General features: G+C 33.6%; 19 protein-coding genes and 1 riboswitch. Of the genes, 18 read left to right on the top strand and 1 reads right to left on the bottom strand.

The features are described 5' to 3' along the window. The first annotated feature begins 151 nt into the window (after nucleotides 1-151). Together F8153_RS14575 and F8153_RS14580 are read left to right on the top strand one after the other, a co-directional pair. On the top strand, nucleotides 152-355 hold the full coding sequence (locus tag F8153_RS14575; protein WP_151867093.1) for a hypothetical protein: 204 nt from the start codon (nucleotides 152-154) through the stop codon (nucleotides 353-355). A 36-nt stretch (nucleotides 356-391) separates the two neighbouring features. Further along, a complete protein-coding gene (locus F8153_RS14580) occupies nucleotides 392-1,105 on the top strand; it encodes a hypothetical protein (RefSeq protein ID WP_151867094.1) in 714 nt (237 codons plus the stop codon). 305 nt (nucleotides 1,106-1,410) lie between these two features. Here F8153_RS14580 and F8153_RS14585 read toward each other — a convergent pair whose 3' ends face one another. Then, nucleotides 1,411-2,541, bottom strand: a complete 1,131-nt coding sequence (locus F8153_RS14585) for a tyrosine-type recombinase/integrase (protein WP_151867095.1) — start codon at nucleotides 2,539-2,541, stop codon at nucleotides 1,411-1,413. A 142-nt stretch (nucleotides 2,542-2,683) separates the two neighbouring features. Then, nucleotides 2,684-2,805, top strand: a riboswitch (molybdenum cofactor riboswitch). Nucleotides 2,806-2,945: 140 nt separating this feature from the next. Here F8153_RS14585 and F8153_RS14590 point away from each other — a divergent pair. The 16 genes from F8153_RS14590 to F8153_RS14665 all read left to right on the top strand — a co-directional run bounded on the left by F8153_RS14590 (nucleotide 2,946) and on the right by F8153_RS14665 (nucleotide 17,770). Next, a complete protein-coding gene (locus F8153_RS14590; protein WP_151867096.1) occupies nucleotides 2,946-3,842 on the top strand; it encodes a substrate-binding domain-containing protein in 897 nt (298 codons plus the stop codon). 12 nt (nucleotides 3,843-3,854) lie between these two features. Next, nucleotides 3,855-4,544 (top strand): ABC transporter permease, encoded by a 690-nt coding sequence (locus tag F8153_RS14595; RefSeq protein ID WP_151867097.1) that lies wholly within the window; start codon nucleotides 3,855-3,857, stop codon nucleotides 4,542-4,544. A 2-nt stretch (nucleotides 4,545-4,546) separates the two neighbouring features. Then, nucleotides 4,547-5,254 (top strand): ATP-binding cassette domain-containing protein, encoded by a 708-nt coding sequence (locus tag F8153_RS14600; RefSeq protein WP_151867098.1) that lies wholly within the window; start codon nucleotides 4,547-4,549, stop codon nucleotides 5,252-5,254. 248 nt (nucleotides 5,255-5,502) lie between these two features. Then, complete coding sequence (locus tag F8153_RS14605) at nucleotides 5,503-6,030, top strand: chromate transporter (protein WP_151867099.1); 528 nt, start codon at nucleotides 5,503-5,505, stop codon at nucleotides 6,028-6,030. A gap of 250 nt (nucleotides 6,031-6,280) precedes the next feature. After that, the gene (locus tag F8153_RS14610) at nucleotides 6,281-7,495 is read left to right on the top strand and encodes an L-lactate MFS transporter (RefSeq protein ID WP_151867100.1); all 1,215 of its coding nucleotides are present in this window, start codon (nucleotides 6,281-6,283) and stop codon (nucleotides 7,493-7,495) included. A 171-nt stretch (nucleotides 7,496-7,666) separates the two neighbouring features. Beyond that, complete coding sequence (locus F8153_RS14615) at nucleotides 7,667-8,386, top strand: hypothetical protein (RefSeq protein ID WP_151867101.1); 720 nt, start codon at nucleotides 7,667-7,669, stop codon at nucleotides 8,384-8,386. A gap of 430 nt (nucleotides 8,387-8,816) precedes the next feature. Then, nucleotides 8,817-9,929, top strand: a complete 1,113-nt coding sequence (locus F8153_RS14620; protein ID WP_151867102.1) for a M23 family metallopeptidase — start codon at nucleotides 8,817-8,819, stop codon at nucleotides 9,927-9,929. A gap of 78 nt (nucleotides 9,930-10,007) precedes the next feature. Beyond that, nucleotides 10,008-11,285, top strand: a complete 1,278-nt coding sequence (locus F8153_RS14625; protein WP_192929839.1) for a S41 family peptidase — start codon at nucleotides 10,008-10,010, stop codon at nucleotides 11,283-11,285. A gap of 61 nt (nucleotides 11,286-11,346) precedes the next feature. Further along, the gene (locus tag F8153_RS14630; RefSeq protein WP_192929840.1) at nucleotides 11,347-11,805 is read left to right on the top strand and encodes a GNAT family N-acetyltransferase; all 459 of its coding nucleotides are present in this window, start codon (nucleotides 11,347-11,349) and stop codon (nucleotides 11,803-11,805) included. A 25-nt stretch (nucleotides 11,806-11,830) separates the two neighbouring features. Continuing rightward, the gene (locus tag F8153_RS14635; protein WP_151867105.1) at nucleotides 11,831-12,322 is read left to right on the top strand and encodes a cupin domain-containing protein; all 492 of its coding nucleotides are present in this window, start codon (nucleotides 11,831-11,833) and stop codon (nucleotides 12,320-12,322) included. A 25-nt stretch (nucleotides 12,323-12,347) separates the two neighbouring features. Beyond that, complete coding sequence (locus F8153_RS14640) at nucleotides 12,348-12,881, top strand: CDP-alcohol phosphatidyltransferase family protein (RefSeq protein WP_330577805.1); 534 nt, start codon at nucleotides 12,348-12,350, stop codon at nucleotides 12,879-12,881. A 357-nt stretch (nucleotides 12,882-13,238) separates the two neighbouring features. Further along, nucleotides 13,239-13,442, top strand: a complete 204-nt coding sequence (locus tag F8153_RS14645; protein ID WP_151867106.1) for a hypothetical protein — start codon at nucleotides 13,239-13,241, stop codon at nucleotides 13,440-13,442. A gap of 279 nt (nucleotides 13,443-13,721) precedes the next feature. After that, nucleotides 13,722-14,309 (top strand): GNAT family N-acetyltransferase, encoded by a 588-nt coding sequence (locus tag F8153_RS14650; RefSeq protein ID WP_151867107.1) that lies wholly within the window; start codon nucleotides 13,722-13,724, stop codon nucleotides 14,307-14,309. Between the two features lie 329 nt (nucleotides 14,310-14,638). Beyond that, nucleotides 14,639-15,085: a GNAT family N-acetyltransferase gene (locus F8153_RS14655; RefSeq protein WP_151867108.1), complete on the top strand. Its 447-nt coding sequence runs from the start codon at nucleotides 14,639-14,641 to the stop codon at nucleotides 15,083-15,085. A gap of 1,168 nt (nucleotides 15,086-16,253) precedes the next feature. Further along, a complete protein-coding gene (locus tag F8153_RS14660; protein ID WP_151867109.1) occupies nucleotides 16,254-16,784 on the top strand; it encodes a 2'-5' RNA ligase family protein in 531 nt (176 codons plus the stop codon). A gap of 284 nt (nucleotides 16,785-17,068) precedes the next feature. After that, complete coding sequence (locus tag F8153_RS14665) at nucleotides 17,069-17,770, top strand: hypothetical protein (protein ID WP_151867110.1); 702 nt, start codon at nucleotides 17,069-17,071, stop codon at nucleotides 17,768-17,770. Nucleotides 17,771-17,803 lie beyond the last annotated feature (33 nt).

Here is a 17,803-nt window from a genome sequence, read left to right on the forward strand (position 1 = left end):
CAGCCACTTTTTCGACCTGGCTCACGATAACCGAGCTTAGGATGAATTAACAAAGCGGCTCCAGATATAATAAATTCAAATTCTTCGTATTTCTAAGAAAAACGGAGATATATAAAGAATAGATTTCAAAGAAAGAGATAGGAGGATATTTATGAAAAAATTTTTATCAACTATTTTAATAATGACAATAGTAGTTTTGACCATCACTTCATCTTTTGCTAATTCTAACGAAAAATTCAATAAAATTGATGTGTCAAAATTATCTAACGAAGAACTTGAACAAAAATTAATTGAAGCATATAAGAGTGATGATGATAGCTTTATTGAATTTCTTGGTGAGAAGGCCAAAAGATAGAATAAAATTCTAGATACAGAAAAGTACGAAAAAGATATGGCAAAAGCGATAGAAACGGGGAAAATGCAGGAGTTTATTGACAAGTATGATGAGTACTTTATTTTTGATGTTCCTATAGATATAGAGAGCGATAACAAGTCTACAACAAATAAAACAGAACCTGCAATACAGACGATAGGTGCTACATCTTCTGATTATACAGCTTCTGATTTTGAAGTTGTACAAAAACTAGCATATTCTGAAGCTGGGGTAGAGGTTGATGAAAGTAGCGGAGTCTTTAATAAGATAATGGATGATTTACTATCAATAGGCGTTGGATACTATACACCTGTTGCGGGTGCTGTTTATTCTGCTGTAGGATACTTCACTGATGATAATGTTTATTTTACATCAAACATTGCAGCTTATATTTTGAAAAAAGAATCAGTTTCTGCAAAAAGAGTTAAATTAAAATTAAGCGACGGATCTCTTTCTGCCAATTCATACGCTTACGCTGATATTTGGAGGAGATATGATAGGTCTGAGGTTGATATTTATAATGATGCAGGAGAATTAATAAAAGAAAACGAGCAAGGTGATTCAAAACTTGCTCGTATGAAATACCAAGATATCTTTATGGATAATACTGAACTTAAGCAAGCAGCTGCGGATGCTTTGAATAGGGGAGGATATCCACCAGCTTACCCATATTATCACTCAAGTGCTAACGACATAAAATATAACCTAACAAATTGTTGCGAAAACTATTAAAATAGGTAACTAGAGCTTAACGTATCCCCGACTACTTATTATAATCTTACTTGAAAACCTTCTCTCTTAAAATCATTTAGGGATGATTAGGTTTTATACTAAATTATTTAACATAGACTTTTAAAAAAAGAGCATCTACTCAATATCGTAGGTGCTCTTTTAAAGTTTATAATGATAATTATTTTGTGAAATAATTTTTCAAATATAACTTAGATAAAGTTCAAAAAATCAGTATTTTCATTGAAATTTTTTCTGCATTTATCCCTAACTGTTAGAAATTATGCAATTTCCTCAATTCTCAATTCTTAATTATCTTCCTCATCTATCCATTCAAAATTCTTCACAATCTCTCGCTTAATATTCTTCTTATGGGCAGCATAGAGCTGGGTTGTGGTTACATTGTCATGGTCTAGTAGATTTTGAACATCATATATAGAAAAGCCCTGTTGTATTAAGGATGTTGCAGCTGTAGCCCTTAGCTTATGGGGGCTGTAGCCTTCACCATTTGCTGATCCTAAAACAAAGGCAGTATATTTTTTAGTTAAATTTCTAATTGCCCGGGCTGTCATTCTTTTTTTCTGTAGAGATAGGAATAGAGCGTCTTTATTCTCATCATCTAATTCCTCAGCTTTAGGCCTTTCACCCTCTATGTATTCTTTAACCACCATTTCGCAGCTTTTATTAATAGGCATTAAAACCTCTTTACCTCTTTTTCTAAATATCCTAAACTCTCCTCTATTGAAGTTAAAGGAAGAAATATTCAACTGTTGAAGCTCACTTAAACGAAGGCCATAGGTAACAAATAAAATAATGATGGCTCTATCTCTTAGTTTGGTTTTCTCCCAATAAACCTTTTCCTTTTCAGTAAAGCTTTCACCAGCCTGTAAAATATCCAACAATTTAGCAACCTCATCAATTTCTAAACGCTTAATTGCATCAGGTTGAGGCTTCGGTAATCTAATGGGGTTAAAGCCGTCGGTGATATTCACCTTCATTCTCTCATCCCTAAATAAAAACTTAAAAAGAACAGATAAAGAGGACTTTTTCCTGGCTAGAGATCTATTATGATTTTCAACTACTTTTATTTGATCCTCTTCTTTAATGATATATCTAGTACAGTAATCCCCTATAAAGCGATTAATCTCCCTTGCTGAAATATTGTTGAAGTCGTCTACCGTAATTTGGGATATCTCCTTTGCCGTTGTTAAATTGGTTTCATTTATAAGATATTTACAAAAAAAATGAATATCGTTAAGATAGGCATGCCTAGTAGATAAGGCTACTGCATTTTTTAAGTAGATAAAGAAGTCCCTCATAAAGGGAGGAAGCTGTCCCTCAATATTTAAGCAATCTTCAATTATTTGATGTTCTGTTAATACAATATTATTGGGTCTATCGGATTTATTATGCACTGTTATTTGCTTCTTCTTAGCCATAAAATCACCTCTAACATAATTGTAATAAGACAGGCTGTATATTACAAGCTTTAATATATTCAATAAGTAAAATAGGTTATTTTCCTTAGTGTTATAAACTTAATAAATATTGACATGCTTTATACAATCCTTTAAGCTTATAATAAGTGAATAACTCCGAGCTATTATTCCTAACGAAAAAAAATCAATGGAATCATAGCCTATAGGGTATTTGGGGAAACCTGAATGCCTCCCAGTGTGGAAAGGAGGGTGAAATAACTAGACCTTGTATCTAGTGCACCTCTTTAGGTGCTTTTTTTATGATCCCTTCCTAGCATGGTAACTTATATTATTGTGGAAGGAGGGAGGATATAGCTTTTTTTAGTATTATCAGTTATGTTAAACTATAGAACAGGAGGAATCATATGTTTAGTAGAAAAAAAGCAAAATCACTTTTATTCATTATGCTATCCACTCTTTTAATTTTATCATTAGCTATAGGATGTACAAATCCCAATGATGAAAAAAATGAATTTAATGAGAATCCAGATAATAAAGAAATAGCCGTTGAAAATAAAGATCTTATTCTATCAACCACAACCAGTACAGAAAACAGCGGTTTATTAGACTACATACTTCCAGTATTCCAAGAGGAAACAGGAATTGAAGTAAAGGTTGTCGCCGTTGGAACTGGACAGGCTTTAAAGATGGGAGAAGACGGTGAAGCGGATGTTTTATTGGTTCACGCTAAAGCTTCTGAGGAGGAATTTGTTGCAAATGGCCATGGAGTGGAACGCTATGATGTAATGTATAATGATTTTATCCTTATTGGTCCTAAGGAGGATCCATTGAAGGTAAAGGAAGCCGCTGGTAAAAACATTACTGAAGCAATGAAGCTAATCTTTGAAAATAATGGAACCTTTGTTTCTAGGGGTGATGATTCTGGAACCCATAAAAAAGAGCTTTCCCTTTGGAGGGAGTTAGGAATAGAACCAGAGGGTGACAACTACATCTCTGCAGGGCAGGGAATGGGAGCAGTTATTCAAATGACGGATGAAATGAAGGGCTATACCTTAACAGATAGAGCAACCTATTTATCCATGATGGAAGAAATTGAAGCAGTTATTGTTGTAGAAGGGGATGAAAGGTTATTTAACCAATATGGAATAATTGCCGTAGATCCTAGCAAAAATGATAAAATCAATAATGAGGCAGCTAATTTATTAATAGAATGGATCCTTTCAGAGAAAGGACAGAAGCTTATAGGAGAGTTTGGTAAGGATAAATACGGACAATCCTTATTCATTCCAAATGCAAAGTAGGAGGGCATAAAAATGAGGGAAATATATGAGGGTATAATAAAATCAATAGAGCTATTACTTTCCTTAGATGGTGAGATCTATAGGATTATTTTATTATCCCTTTATGTTTCCCTTACCTCTACCTTGATCTCAGCCCTAATTGCAATACCTGTGGGAATCGTAATGGGAATCAAGAAGTTTCCCTTTAAGCAGGGGATGATAAGGGTTTTATATACTTTTATGGGGCTACCCCCAGTTATTGTAGGCTTAGTAGTATACCTATTTATTCGAAGAAGCGGTCCTTTAGGGAACTTAGAATTGATTTTCACATCTGCAGCTATGATAATTGCTCAAACACTGCTGGTTACTCCTATAATAACAGGATTAGTTTATAATGGAACCAAGGAAGGGGGAGAAAAAATTAAGAATCTGGCTAAAACCCTTGGTGCCAATAAAACTCAAACCATGATTTTACTAATTAAAGAGCTTAGAATTAGTATATTTGCAGCAATGGTTTCAGGTTATGGAAGGGCAGTTTCTGAGGTTGGAGCAGTTATGATCGTTGGAGGCAATATTAGACATCATACGAGAGTGATGACCACCACCATTGCTATGAATCATAGTATGGGGCAAACCGATATGGCCATTGCCATCGGCATCGTGCTATTGATTTTATCCTTCATTGTAAATTCACTACTATACCGATTTCAACAGGGAGAATAACTATGGATATTCAGATAAAAAATCTAACGAAAACCTACAATAATCGAAAAATTCTAGCAATCGATGGTTTTCATATACCAAGTAAATCCTTTTTAGGAATTATAGGCCCCAACGGTGCGGGTAAAAGTACTTTAGTGAAAATCATTGCTGGATTAGATACTCCTTCAACTGGTTGTATATTATACAACCATGAGGGCTTAAATCAACGGATTAATCGAAATATGACCATGGTTTTTCAAAAACCCTATCTTTTAAGGACCACTGTCTATAATAATATTGCCTATCCATTAAAACTACGGAATATAAACAAGGAAGAGATTCATACCAGGGTACAGAAAATTATAGGAGAGATGGGTATAGCTGGGTTGCAGCATCAGAAGGCCTGGACCTTATCCGGTGGTGAAGGCCAAAAAGTTGCCTTAGCTAGAGCTTTAATTTTTAATCCCTCCTTGCTAATCTTAGATGAGGCTACTGCCAATATTGACCCATCATCAATCTATGCTATGGAAGATGCTATAAAATGTTATTACGAAAACAATCATGCAACAATCATCATGGTAACCCATAACATCAAACAAGCCAAAAGGCTATGTAATACTGTTGCTTTCATGAATGGTGGAGTGATTGAGGAATCTGGTACAAGTGATGAAGTAATCTATAACCCTACAAAAGAAGCCACTAAAACCTTTATAAAGGAAGCATTCTTGTAGACTGATCAATAGGTCAAAATTTATTAAAGTAAAATAGCACTGTAGAGTTTGCTCTGTTTTTATTATCAGAGCAAATTTTTATGATCTATTAATTGGATTTGACCATTTGTAGATATTCTAATTGAAAGGTTTTATCCTATATGATAGGATTTAGTTATTACTTTTAAATCTAAATTATAGTAAGTGATTATACTTATTGATGTAAGAATGTAGAACTATTTGTAAAAATAGAAACGGAGGATCAATTTATGGTTTTTAAACTTCTACAGCTGTTTATAGCCTTCTTTAAGGTAGGCCTTCTTTCCTTTGGTGGTGGGTACACACTTATACCAATTATAGAACAGCAGGTGGTCGATGTTTATCAATGGATAGGCCATGATGAATTTATGAGAATTCTAGGAGCTTCTCAAGCTATACCAGGGGCTATCTCTATTAAGTTTGCCTCCTATGTAGGCTACAAGGAAGCAGGGATTATAGGTGCCATAGTTTCCATTACTGCAAGCATTATTGTACCTATGGCTGCTATACTTATACTTTTTAATATACTTAATAAGGTAGATCGCTTCCCCGTTGCTGATAGATCCTTAAAGGCAATTAAGAGCGCTACATGGGGCTTGGTTCTAGGCTTTGGAGTGCAAGCTCTATTAAAAACTCAATTAGCCTATAAAAACCTTTTAATTGGTATTCTTGCCTTTCTTGCATTAGTTGTATTGAAGATTAGTCCAGCAATCATCGTAATAATTGCTGGTTTAATAGGACTCATATTATATAAGTAATCAAATTCTATAATTTATAAAAAGTACTCCGTTGAGTATTTTTTTATTTAGTTAGAAAATTCTCTTTGTTACCTATGAAATGAAGGTTTTTAAAGGGGAACGCTTAAAAGTTATTGCCCACAAAAATCTAACTATTGCCTTATATTAGTTAAGCTTATATAATAGAAATGTTGTTGTCTCCTTGCATTATTTCAATGATCAAGATATATGACAACAAACAATTTAACAGACATAATCAAGGAGGTCTTTTATGACGAACAACAAAAAAGAAATGAACCGATGGTTAGTAGTATTAGGTGCTGTATTATTACAAGTTTGTATCGGGGCTATTTATTCTTGGAGTTTATTCAATAAACCCCTAATGAACAAATTCGGTTGGGAAAATAGTCAAGTGGTTTTTACCTTCTCAATAGCTATTTTCGTATTTGCATTTTCAACCATTTTTTCTGGCAAGCTCCAAGATAAAATTGGTCCACGGATTGTAGCCACCATTGGCGGGATATTGTATGGGGTTGGACTAATGTTATCCTCCACTGCCACATCCCTGTTTCAACTATACATATATTATGGAGTTATTGCCGGAGCAGGAGTAGGCTTTGCTTATGTTTGCCCGTTGTCCACCTGTGTAAAATGGTTCCCCGACAAAAAGGGAATGATAACGGGTATTGCAGTGGGTGCCTTTGGATTAGGCAGTTTAATATTTAAATCTGTTATAGAGTTTTTTATTGCTACAAAAGGGGTTTCTGCCACCTTCTTTTATTTAGGAGTTATTTACTTTATACTTGTTATTATAGGTGCTCAAATCCTAAGACTTCCCAATAATCATCAACAAAACAAGTCAGTTTCTGGCAATGGGGGTAACTTTACAGTAAAGGAAATGTTAAGTACTTCCTCCTTTTATCTTCTTTGGATTATGTTTTTGTTTGGATCAATGAGTGGCCTCTTGGTTATAGGTCTAGCAAAGGATATCGGTGTTCAGCTGGCTAATATAGAGCCCAATGTTGCAGCCAACTCAGTAGCCTTGATTGCTCTATTTAATGCTTCTGGTAGACTTACATGGGGTACTTTATCAGATAAAATCGGAAGAATTAAAGTAATATTTTTAATGTTTATTATCACCGCCTTTGCAATGGTAGCCTTAAGCGTTATATCCTTAAATATCGTAACTTATTTTATCTGTCTGGGTGGAATTGCCTTCTGTTTTGGAGGATTCTTAGCAGTTTTCCCGACAGTTACGGGTGAATTTTATGGATTAAAGAATCTAGGTGCAAATTACGGAATTGTTTATCAGGCCTATGGTATAGCTGCTCTGGTTGGTCCATATATTGTAGCAAATGCCGGTGGTCTAAAATCAACCTTTATAATTGCCGCAGTTCTTGCTATTATTGGTTCTATCATCACATTAATGACTAAGCCGCCTGCACATCCCATTTCCCTATCTTGCTCTAAGGATGCTGCTTCATAAATAGAATATCCTTAATATATCAAAATCCACTCATTGAAAATGGATTTTTTATGGATAGACCTCATATATTAGATTATATATCTCAATTAAAATTACTGATTAATTCTATCTAATAGTCGCAAAGGATATATATAGAGAATATAATGACTATTTTTTAGGGGTGATTTTAGTTTGAACACTGTTAAAAGCTTAGTTCTAGCTATTGCTATTTATTTGTGCTTAATTGTGATCGTTTATTTTTTAATCATCAGTATTACCTCTTTACGAGTAAAAAATGAAGAAGATGCAATAAGTAGTTTTAGTAATTATCAAAGATTTTTAGAGCCCAATGAAGCAATCAATTTAGATGATCCACCCTTTTATCAAGATCCCCTTCCAGAAACACTTTATCCTATCAGAACAGTTATAGAGGAGGGGATAGAAATTCCCATTTTTTATATTTATAACGATGATTATTGGAAAAGGCAAGCCTATAAATCTTATTGGCATAGCTCATATCATCGTTGGAGCTATGCCCCTAACAGAATTCATTATGCTATGCACAGGATTTTTGCAACATATCCAACGGCATCAATATATTATGATTTTATACACGATTTAGGCATTGCTGATGTATCCATTAGCTTTAAAGACTATCCTAAGGATGACCCCTATAGCCAAATAGAAGTAGCCATTATGCAATCAGAAATACACAATATATACTCCTATGAAAATCAAATCGTTATAGTATCTAGTCCTAAACCTACTGGATTGAAAGTAGTGACAATACCTGTTGAATATATTAAACCCTTTGCTTCCGATAAAAGCATTTTGATTCAATTAGCAACAAGAGTGGATGATGAAATAGATTACTGTACCATTAAATTGATAGCAGAAGGAAAATCAGAATAGGATTCGAATTCTAATACTTGAAATGGTTGAATGTGTGAACTCAACTGTTTTATTTTTGAGTAAATTACTACTCATTTGATTTAAACTCAGGAAAATAATTTTGTCGAAATAACTCGAATTGTATTTAGAGGAAAATTCGATATTTTGAGGAAATTTATAGTTATAGGAACCGAGGTGAGATTATTAATTCAATAATTTCTCAAACACAAACACTTTACTAGAATAAATAATGCCGATTTTAAACTTGAAGAGGAAGAGTTCATGATTCTCTTTAGAAAGAAAGCCCAATAGAGAACAGCATTATTTAATTTGAAGAATATTACAGAGATAATAAATAAAAGTCTTAGGATTAATTAGTAATCATCTAACAATTCTTAAGGGATGCTTCTACATTATTTTTAGAATTTTATCTTGTTTGGAGGATAGATAAATGAGCAGACAATATTTGGATTCAGTATTGACAAAGACATTACATATCTCGGGGTACCTTATAGCATTACTAATAGCAGTCGAAAAACTTTTCTCGCCATCAGAAGATTTGGTACATGTAATCAGATTTGTACTTCTTACTGGATTTATCTTTAGTTCCTTTGCCCTTCCATTAGTGAGACCTTCTAGCTCGTGGCTTAAAGCTCTGGGATTAATAGGGATGTTTCTTTATATTATTGGCATCATTTTCCCGACGATGTCTATTTTATTAGGCATCGCTATTATTATTGGTGTTATCATGGTTTTTATTAACCTTTTATTTAATGGTACGAAGGAGGAAAGTAATGATCATGAACATTACCAAATGCCAGGCCCCAGTAAAAGATCTGGTATGATAACAACCAGCATTAAATACTATACTTCGATGATTTTATCTCTATTCAATCCCTTTCAATTTGTTCAAATGATTAAGCAAATAATTTCCCAGAAAAACACTTCTGAACTAATTGATTTTCAACAAAAGGGGAAATACACTCTGCCTTTTACGGATGAATGGTTCATTGCAAATGGTGGGATTGATAAAAAAGACTCTCATTCATGGGAAATCGTAAATCAACGCTATGCTTATGATTTTATCATAGCTAATTCCAATGGTTGTAGTCATGCCAATGATGGAGATACTCTAAAAGATTATTACTGTTATGGTCAAAATATTTTGTCCCCTGGAGACGGAGAAGTTATAGAGGTTAGGGATCATATTAGAGACTATCCAAAACCAGGGACTATGATGGTAGACTTTTTAGCCAAGGATTTTAGGGGAAATTTTGTTGTAATCAAACATCAGGAGAATGAGTATTCTTTTATGGCTCACTTTATACCAGGAACCTTTGAAGTGAATAAAGGAGACTTTGTAAAAAGGGGACAAGTAATTGGAAAATGTGGTAACTCAGGACATTCTACAGAACCCCATTTGCATTTTCATTTTCAAGATCATCCTAATTTTTATCAAGGTAAAGGTCTGCCTATTAAATTTAGTAATGTGATAATTAATGGTGAATATAAAGAAGAAGGATATATAAAAAAAGGGGAAAGGGTAACCCCTATTCAACAATGATAAGTGTCATCCTTTCTCTATGATTGAATGAGGGTTTTAATTAATAATCATATCTTGAGTATACGAGGAGGAAAAGATATGAAAAAGACTAAAATTATATTTCTGATCTTGATAGCAACTGTAGTTACATCTTTTTTCATATTAAAGACTGTTAAAAAGAATGTTGAAACCATTATAAATTTAACTACTGAAGAAAAGATTGCTGATTATGAATATTTATGTGATATTTTAAATAAATCTTACCCCTTTTGGATGGAAGTAGAGGCTGATGGAATAGATATAGAAGAAGTATTTGACTACTATAGAGAAACCATTCATAAATCTAACACAGATATTGAGTTTATGAAAGAAATTAAAAGCTTCTTAAAAGAATTTCAAGGTTATGGACACTTATCTGTTTTAGATGGCTATCAGTATCAGTATTATGTAAACACTATAAATTCTTCCCGAGGAACACTAACTGAATCGTCAAGAAGATGGATAGATACTAGCTTTGCTGCGTTGTTTAATCCAACTAGTATAAAAACCTATTCGATGCTTGATCAAAGTCGTCTTGGCTTCAGGAGTAAAAAAGGTTTGAAGGATAAATATAACAAAGAAATTACTAATGAAGATGTAGGGGAACAACTACCTTCGAAAGATGACAACAACTTGAGCTTTGAAATTATTGAAGATGGAAAAATTGCTTATATTAAAATTAATACATTCGAATGGTCTAATATCGAAAAGGATCGTCAAATGTTAATAGATTTTTATAAAGAAGTAGCTAATTATCAACACCTTATAATAGATATCCAAGGAAATACTGGAGGTAGTGATAGCTATTGGGAGGACCTTATTGTAGCCCCCAATATTGAAAAACCATTATACTTTGATAGATATTATCTGATAAATAACAACAATTTTATATCGCCATACCTAGAAGCTCGTTTTGATAAATCCCAAATTCATAGTATTGAAACCCTACCCAAATTCGAAAATTTGAGTAATGAAGTATTAGATTATTTTGATCATTATATTGTTCAGGAAAGTAGAGTAAAACCAATGGGAGAGATTCTGTTTAATGGTGACATCTGGGTATTGATTGATGAAAGTAATTACTCTTCAGCTGAAAACTTTCTAATCTTTACTAAAAACACCGAATTTGCAACACTGGTTGGAAAACCCACAGGTGGCGATGGGGGTGTCGATCCTATTTTGTTCTCACTACCGAATAGCGGTCTTATTATTCGTTTTAGTATGCTTTATGGTTTAAATAACGATGGAACAGGAAATGAGGCAAGGGGTACTTTGCCCGATATAGAGGTAAGTGAAAACAATGATGCTTTAACTGAAAGCTTATTACATATTAAATGATCTATTCAGTTCTATAACTGTAATATTATTGTGAAAATCTGTTATGAAGGGAGTGGACCTTTTGAGACTCTTTATCGAAAGAACAAATCCAAAGGATGCAGAAAAACTTTGGAAGATTCAAAGAAGGGCTTTTTTAGATGATTTTAAAAAGTATCAAGATCCTATGAATCCTTATAATGAAACATTAGAGAGGCTTAAAGAAAAAATCCATGATTTTATTTACTATACTATATATATTGATGAATTAATAATTGGCGGTGCTGATATAAGAAAAAAGAGCCAAACTCATTATCGTCTAAATAGAATCTATATTGATCCCACTTATCAAAATAAGGGCTATGGGTTTAACGCTATTAAATTCATTGAAGAAAGCCTCCCTAATGCATCTATATGGGATCTTGATACACCCCATCTGAGCTTTAGCAATCAGCATTTATATGAAAAACTGGGTTATAAAAAGGTTGGAGAACACAAGATTTCGGAGAAATTAACTTTAATAGATTATATGAAGAAAATATAATAACACTCTGTTGTAAGAAAGGAAGATGAAATTGTATACTGCTGAGTATTTTATCAAAAATTTAGATTTGGAGGGGCATGTAGAAGGAGGATATTATAAGGAAACCTATAGAAACCCCTTTCCCTTTAAGGATGAGAGGGGAGAGAGGGCCCTGTCAACAACTATTTACTATTTACTAGAATCAGGCCAAGTTTCAAAGCTTCATAAGCTAAATTCTGATGAGATGTGGTTTTATCAATACGGATCCCCTATGGTAATTCATACAATTGATGAGAATGGAATATATAAGGCCCTTCATTTAGGTTTAGACTTTGAAAAAGGACAAAATCCACAAATATTAGTTCCTGCTAACGTAGTTTTTGGAGCGGAGCCATTGAATGAAGATTCCTTTTCTTTAGTAAGCTGCATGGTTTCTCCAGGATTTGATTATCGAGATTTTACCTTGTATGGTGCAGAAGAGCTCTGTAACATGTTTCCCCATTGTAAGGACCTTATTATTAGAATAAATGGAAGGTAGGGTACTACCATTGAGGTGAGATTGTATGATGAAGGCCATACCAAATTATATAACTACCAGCAGAATACTTCTTTCAATAGTGCTGTTAATTGTTAAGCCATTAAGCTTAAGCTTTTACCTAATATATCTAGCTTGTGGCTTCAGTGATGTTATTGATGGATATATTGCAAGAAAGTTAGGAGGAACCAGTAAATTTGGGGCGAAGCTTGATTCTATAGCTGATTTAATCATGTTAACGGTATTATTAATCCTGCTTTATCCAATAATCAATCCTTCAAGAGGAAACATCCTTTGGATAATATCAGTTGCCTCTATTAGATTACTATCTATACTGGTAGCCCTAATGAAATATAAGACATTTGTAATTTTGCATACCTACGGAAACAAAATCACTGGTTTAACTCTATTTATAGTACCTTTATTGATTCCTTATATTGATACAGGAACATTGGTAAACATAACATTATTAATTGCAACCATTTCTGCATTTGAAGAATTGATTATTCAAATTACGTCAAAGAAGCTGCAATTAAACAGACCAAGTATATTTAAAGCATAAGAATATCTAAGGGTGATTATTTAAGGAGTGTATCAATTATTCGATTAGAGTAAAACTACCAACAAAAGAATATAAAAATTTATGAAATTCTAAAGATAAGGTGGCATCTATAAAAATGTGATGGAGCCTTATCTTTTTCTATTTGTAAACCATTTTTTATTAGGAAATCTTCACTTATAAAGAAATTAACTATTAAATTATAACAATTTCTTCTCCTAATGAATATAGTATATCAAGACTAAGAGATAGTCTTAAGCTGTGAATCGAAAAAACAGTATTCTAAAATGCTAATACCTATTTATAGTACTTTACTCAGGTATATGTATTAAAAAAGAAATTTGAAGGTAGGTGAACTATATGGCAGAAATAGCAAAAAAGAATTGTGGAGGAGGTTTATTTGGTACCAACACTAGCTTATTATTCTTTTTCTTATTACTAGTGATTATATTCTGCAACTGTAAATTATTCTATGAAACAGGCGATAGCTTATTATTCTTCTTCTTACTATTAGTTGTTCTGTTTGGTGGCCCTTATCTATTAGGCGGCTTCGGTACAATTTAACATTATTAAATAAAACATTAATAGTTACTTTTAACACCTCTCTATAAAAAGTCCTGGATTAAATCTAGGACTTTATCTTTGTATTATTATAATTAATATTATCAATAGATTATTGTCGAATATTCCCGAAAATCTTTAAAAGGATATTGGTAAGAAATAGGGAATAAATTTATAAAATACCGTATGTGGTGAAATCTATTTATATATTGAGAATGTAAGCCAAATTAGAAATGAACAATAACCGAAGGAAGGATTAATTATATTAAGGGATGTTTAATTATGGAAGGTATATATAGAGACGAATTAATTACACTTCGTAGAATGAAGGATTGCTTAGAGGACTACAGCCTTTTAACAAAATGGCTTTCAGACCCTTCTGTAGCCCAATACTATGAAGGTAAGAGTAAACTCTATGATATGGAAAAAGTTTTGATGAAATTTGGTCCTTACGCCAGGGGTGAGGAACGGGTTATCCCATGTATTATTGAATATCAAAATACTCCTATCGGATATATTCAATATTATAAAGCCCATCCTGATGAATATGATGAATCTAAAGTTGTTGACATGACGAAGTATAAAAATACCCATGGAGCAGATATAATTATTGGTGAAACACAGTTTTGGAATAAGGGAATAGGCACTAATGTTATACAAATGATGATTAGATTTCTGTTTGAAAATGAAAATGCAGATATTATTTTCATAGACCCCCAGACATGGAATAAGCGTGCAATACGATGTTACGAAAAGAGCGGTTTTAATCCATTAATGGTAGCTAAAAACAGAGAACTGCTGGATGATATACCCAAAGATTCTTTAATTATGGCTATCACTGCAAAGGATCAGCCTTTATATTTATTGTAAGAAGTAAACCCCATATATTTGTGGCTTCTTTTATTTCGATAAGACAGCCAATTGTCGAAATTCCTCGATTTATTCTTAAAGGATATTGTTAAAATATGGGGAATTATTTATATAATATTATCATGGAACACTTTTATTCAATAAAAGATAAGTACAGACATAAAGAAATATTTACGACAACCCTTCAGATACATAACCTATATGGGTGTATTTACGACAGTCGTAAACATAATAGTTGTACGACATTCCGACCTTAGTGCACCCGGGCTCCGGCCGTCGGGTGCTAAGAAACTATATTAATCATACTCAGTATTTCAAAGGGGTGCGTTATGAAATATTATTTAAGAGATATTTCTATTGAGGACAAAGAATTTATTTATTGTACAAAAAAGAGTTCGATTTATGATTTTGTGAAAAAGACTTGGGGTTGGGATGAGGCGTATCAAATGAGGGACTTTCATTCGGATTTTAATTTAACCGACTTTAAGATAATTGCTTTAAATAAAAAAGATATTGGTTTTATTCAAACTAATGAAAGCGAAATAATGATCAACATTATTGAAATTCATGTTATTCAAGAGTATCAAGGACATGGTATCGGTAGCAGTATAATAAAAAGCATTATTGAACAAGCAGCCAAAGATAATAAGACAATTACAATTGGATGTTTTAAAGATAATCTTCGTGCAAAAGAATTATATACTAAACTAGGATTTAAGGTGATAGCAACAACGGATACTCACTTTAATATGGAGTATTCATTAATGAACAAATAATTATATTCATGTTTTATTCATTATAGGAAATCCTGCTGATTCATAAGTAGATGACCAGCCTTGACTCCGCCGTGCGGCTGGAAAAGACGGTCGGTACATCGCACAACACTGTTTTTACGCAGGGGTGCTGAGGTAAGTTCACCTAAACTTATCCATAGCCAAAGTGAAGTGGGATCAGGCACCACACCTTCTCACTGGGTGGCAAGCACCGCCAAGACGGTCTATCTTTAGGGTCCAGCTCGAAGGCGTCGTAAATACAGAAACGTTATATAAAATCGCGCTAAATAGGCCGAGCGTCCATGCTCGGAAAAGAAAAAAAGAAGTTTGGGAGTATTTCAATTAACTATTGGCTTAGCCTTAATAAGGAATGTTTATTAAGTAGAAGATATATATAGGTATGGCATAATAGTCACATTTTAATGGTGTGGTCAACACATTATCAAAAGAAATCAAAAAAAGAAAAGAGATTAAATGACGTAAAAAGAAAAAAAGCGATTTAACTATTGATGAGGACCATAAAAAGGTGATTAATTAAAAATATGCATTAGGTAAAGAATTAGGAGAAAAGGGGAACCTCTTGATGTAGCCCATAATGATGTTGACCTTTATAAATTTACATGAGGTAGGTTATTTAGTTTGAAGGGTGAGCTTGGTTGATGTAGTAGATTATTGCTATAACTAAAGCTAGTGCTATGAGAAAGTTAGTTAGAAAAAGAAGGGAAAAGAGATTTTATTCATGTGCTAGTAGGATGGGAACGTGCCCAATAGTCAACGAAGTCTAAATAGATATATTGGAAATAAAATGGTTCAAGGGGCTGACGTCCTGTCATCCTCTGAATTTGAGGGGCGCGCGACTTTACATAACATAGTGTTTACACAAGGGTGCAGGAGGAGAGTTCACCGAAACTTAATCCATAGCCATAGGGAAGTAGGGTCAGGCACCACACCTTCTCACTGGGTGGCAAGCACCGCCAAGACGGTCTATCTTTAGGGTCCAGTTCGAAGGCGTCGTAAACACTGGAACGTTATATAAAATCGCGCGCTAATAGGCCTCCGCGTCCTGCGTCGGGAATAGATAGAACTGGTTTAGGATTTATAAGATAGTATAAATATCTATCATGTGGCGGTAGGTAGTGCAAAAGAAGATTAAACAAAGGGGAGAATATTGATGAACAAAAATGCCCAAAGAAGTGTTTTGTGTTTATTTCCTGAGAATAAAATTGATGGGATGGAAGATTTCAGACAAAAGTATATTTTTCATCCAGGTAAAAGCGTACCGTTTCATATAACACTTTTTCATAATTTCCTATTACCTCATGAGTTCAATGAGGGTGAAATAAGCAAGTTAACTGAAATTGCAAAGAGTACACCGAAATTTGATTTTTGGGCAAAACCATTATCATGTTTTCCAACTACAAAGGTTCTATATCTAACTCCTTCACCAGTAACACCTATTGAAGCGCTTGTTACAAAATTAAATCAAGTTTTTCCTAATTTTATTAACATAAAATATGGATTCCCAGTATTTCATATGACTATAGGACTTGGAAATCCAATTGAGGAATCAAAAAAAATTACTGATGAATTTTTTGAGAGGTTTAGCGATGTTCCTTTATCTTTGAAAGCAGGGAATATAGGTGTATATTCACAATATGGAGATGAGTGGAGAAAGCATTTATCTGTAAATTTAGGAAAATAAGATAAATAAAAGGGGCTGACGTCCTGTCATCCTCTGAATTTGAGGGGCGCGCGACTTTACATAACATAGTGTTTACACAAGGGTGCAGGAGGAGAGTTCACCGAAACTTAATCCATAGCCATAGGGAAGTAGGATCAGGCACCACACCTTCTCACTGGGTGCAAGCACCGCCAAGACGGTCTATCTTTAGGGTCCAGCTCGAAGGCGTCGTAAACACTGGAACGTTATATGAAATTGGCATATCGGAGTAGCATGCAAGCCTTAAAATAAAGGAGTAGGAGAAAATGAGCTCTAAATTGAGTCGAAGAGTTTTGAATGAAAAGTTTGATTGTTATGGTCATTTCTACCGTATTATGGTCAATGATTCAAAGCTTGAATGTTGCAGAAGCGTTTTAGAAATCGTCACCAAAACAACAAAGTTTATGGATTTAGCTGATTTGTCTATAAGGAAACCTGATCTTTTAGTGATAATGATGAATCCTGGTTCTTCAAAGCCAGAAGAATTAAACTATCATGGTGAAGAAATTAAAGCTGACAGTTTTAAAATGGATTTTAAAAAGAAAGTACTTGTTAAGGCTGAGCCTGACGATACTCAGTACTTTATTCAGCAAATTATGTTAGAAAGGAAGTTTAAACATTCAAGAATTCTGAACCTATCAGATATTCGTTTGGTGAATAGTAATCAATTAAACAAAAGGATTAGAAACTTCGAAAAGTATACTAAAAATAAGGTGCACAGTATTTTCTCGTTAGAAAGACGTAATGAACTACAGTTTGCACTTAATATAAACAAAAGAACACCTGTAATTTTGGCCTGGGGTAGAAACGATTTTCGAAAGAAATACGCTAAGATGGCGTTGGAACAAGTTCATAGCTTTAATTGTTTTGGTATAAATACCACTAATAAAAAGGAACTTTATTATCATCCATCTAGGCATAAAGACTGGGTGCTTAAAATTCTAGAACAACTTGAGAATATTGAATGAGGTGCCATCATCATATAAACCAGCTAAGCTAGG

Source organism: Alkaliphilus serpentinus, assembly GCF_009017255.1.
Classification (GTDB): domain Bacteria; phylum Bacillota; class Clostridia; order Peptostreptococcales; family Natronincolaceae; genus Alkaliphilus_D; species Alkaliphilus_D serpentinus.

Excerpts from the sequence above, each read along its gene's own strand:
- F8153_RS14585 (WP_151867095.1), bottom strand. The coding sequence starts at position 2,541 with ATGGCTAAGAAGAAGCAAATAACAGTGCATAATAAATCCGATAGACCC.
- F8153_RS14600 (WP_151867098.1), top strand. The coding sequence starts at position 4,547 with ATGGATATTCAGATAAAAAATCTAACGAAAACCTACAATAATCGAAAA.
- F8153_RS14580 (WP_151867094.1), top strand. The coding sequence starts at position 392 with ATGGCAAAAGCGATAGAAACGGGGAAAATGCAGGAGTTTATTGACAAG.
- F8153_RS14645 (WP_151867106.1), top strand. The coding sequence starts at position 13,239 with ATGGCAGAAATAGCAAAAAAGAATTGTGGAGGAGGTTTATTTGGTACC.
- F8153_RS14660 (WP_151867109.1), top strand. The coding sequence starts at position 16,254 with ATGAACAAAAATGCCCAAAGAAGTGTTTTGTGTTTATTTCCTGAGAAT.
- F8153_RS14595 (WP_151867097.1), top strand. The coding sequence starts at position 3,855 with ATGAGGGAAATATATGAGGGTATAATAAAATCAATAGAGCTATTACTT.
- F8153_RS14620 (WP_151867102.1), top strand. The coding sequence starts at position 8,817 with ATGAGCAGACAATATTTGGATTCAGTATTGACAAAGACATTACATATC.
- F8153_RS14665 (WP_151867110.1), top strand. The coding sequence starts at position 17,069 with ATGAGCTCTAAATTGAGTCGAAGAGTTTTGAATGAAAAGTTTGATTGT.
- F8153_RS14590 (WP_151867096.1), top strand. The coding sequence starts at position 2,946 with ATGTTTAGTAGAAAAAAAGCAAAATCACTTTTATTCATTATGCTATCC.
- F8153_RS14625 (WP_192929839.1), top strand. The coding sequence starts at position 10,008 with ATGAAAAAGACTAAAATTATATTTCTGATCTTGATAGCAACTGTAGTT.
- F8153_RS14635 (WP_151867105.1), top strand. The coding sequence starts at position 11,831 with ATGAAATTGTATACTGCTGAGTATTTTATCAAAAATTTAGATTTGGAG.
- F8153_RS14650 (WP_151867107.1), top strand. The coding sequence starts at position 13,722 with ATGGAAGGTATATATAGAGACGAATTAATTACACTTCGTAGAATGAAG.
- F8153_RS14605 (WP_151867099.1), top strand. The coding sequence starts at position 5,503 with ATGGTTTTTAAACTTCTACAGCTGTTTATAGCCTTCTTTAAGGTAGGC.
- F8153_RS14655 (WP_151867108.1), top strand. The coding sequence starts at position 14,639 with ATGAAATATTATTTAAGAGATATTTCTATTGAGGACAAAGAATTTATT.
- F8153_RS14610 (WP_151867100.1), top strand. The coding sequence starts at position 6,281 with ATGACGAACAACAAAAAAGAAATGAACCGATGGTTAGTAGTATTAGGT.
- F8153_RS14575 (WP_151867093.1), top strand. The coding sequence starts at position 152 with ATGAAAAAATTTTTATCAACTATTTTAATAATGACAATAGTAGTTTTG.
- F8153_RS14640 (WP_330577805.1), top strand. The coding sequence starts at position 12,348 with ATGATGAAGGCCATACCAAATTATATAACTACCAGCAGAATACTTCTT.